Source organism: Vibrio sp. D173a (assembly GCF_030248475.1).
Genome location: NZ_JAHGAH010001230.1, coordinates 1 through 1,569, shown reverse-complemented (window position 1 = coordinate 1,569; position 1,569 = coordinate 1). Strand labels below are relative to the sequence as shown.

Genomic DNA, 1,569 nt, shown 5'->3' with positions numbered 1-1,569 from the left:
TTTCGACCATCAATATGTCGATGGGTGAAGGTATCGCTCAGCTACTATCGAGCCAGATTCTGTTTAGCAACTACCAGCAGCAACAGACCTTGTTAACGCAGGCTGAAATCAAACTACTGCATGCGCAAGTCAATCCACACTTCTTGTTTAATGCTCTGAATACCATCAGTGCAGTCACAAGGCGTGAACCAGATAAAGCGCGAGAGCTGATTCAGCATTTATCACACTTCTTTAGAAGCAACCTCAAACAGAACATCAACACCGTCAAAATGAAAGATGAGTTAGCGCACGTTAATGCCTACCTCACGATCGAGAAAGCGCGTTTTACCGATCGCTTGGAAATTGAATGGGATATTGATCCCCTACTTTATGAAGTTGAACTACCAAGTTTTACCCTTCAGCCTCTGGTTGAGAACGCCATCAAGCACGGGATATCTAATCTTCTCGAGGGAGGTAAAGTGAAGATCTACAGCGAACTCTATCAAGGCAACTACCGAATCACAGTGGAAGACAACGCAGGTAGCTACGAAAAGCCAAGTAGCGATCATGTAGGCTTAGGTATGGAGATCGTGGACAAACGTCTAACCAATTTCTTTGGACAAGACTCAGCTCTAAAAATAGAATCTCAGCCACAGCAATTTACGCGTATGAGCTTTATCATTCCAAAGGCGCTGTAACGCGTGATTCAACATAACAGCGTATACTGACACAGTAGATTGGAATTACGGTATTTGGATGTTAAAGGCATTAGTCATAGATGATGAGCTGTTCGCTCGCGAAGAGTTGATTGAGCTGCTCACTGAAACAGAAAAAGTGGATGTGATAGGTCAAGCGAGTAATGCCATCGAAGGGCTAAAGCAGATCAACCACCTCAAGCCAGACGTCGTTTATTTAGACATTCAAATGCTGCAGATCACCGGTATCGAGCTACTGAGTATGCTCGACCCTGAGAACATGCCTTACGTGGTGTTCGTTACCGCTTACGACCAATATGCTATTCAAGCCTTTGAAGACAACGCCTTCGATTACCTCCTCAAGCCAGTTGAACCTTGTAGGCTCAACAAAAGCGTTTCACGTTTATGTAAGTTGATTAAGCAGAGCCAACAGCCGCCTGAACAAGACATCAATGCTATTGCGCCATCGCACTTAGAGCAGATTCCGTGTATCGGTCACAACCGCATTGTGATCATGGCAAGCCAAACGGTCGAATGCGCATATTCTGACCTGAGTGGTGTTCACGTTCGCAGCGCCTCACAAACCGCCTCTTCTCAACTGACTCTACAAGTCCTGGAAGAGAAGACCGATCTGATCCGTTGTCATCGACAATATTTGATAAATATAAAAGCGATCCAAGAGATCAAGCTTCTGGAAAACGGTCTTGCGGAGATCATCACTCTAACTGGCTTTGAGGTACCTGTTAGTCGTCGCTACCTGAAGACTCTCAAAGAACAGCTTGGTATCCACTAACCTTTTCGTTCAATGTACTTCAACTCACTGACAACAAGATCAAAAAAGCCAACCGCAAAGGTTGGCTTTTTAGTTCAAAACTTTCATCAAACGCGATGATTA

2 protein-coding genes are annotated in these 1,569 nt (G+C 44.6%); both read left to right on the top strand.

Features of this window, described 5'->3' with window-relative positions; all coding sequences use genetic code 11:
- Positions 1-677: sensor histidine kinase (locus KIV40_RS32480; protein ID WP_285353477.1), on the top strand; the 677-nt coding region annotated here is incomplete at its 5' end.
- A 58-nt stretch (positions 678-735) separates the two neighbouring features.
- A complete protein-coding gene (gene btsR, locus KIV40_RS32475) occupies positions 736-1,467 on the top strand; it encodes a two-component system response regulator BtsR (protein ID WP_285353475.1) in 732 nt (243 codons plus the stop codon).
- The last annotated feature ends 102 nt before the right edge of the window (positions 1,468-1,569 follow it).

What these genes read in the sequence shown, in the direction of transcription:
- btsR (WP_285353475.1), top strand. Translation starts at nt 736, where the DNA reads ATGTTAAAGGCATTAGTCATAGATGATGAGCTGTTCGCTCGCGAAGAG.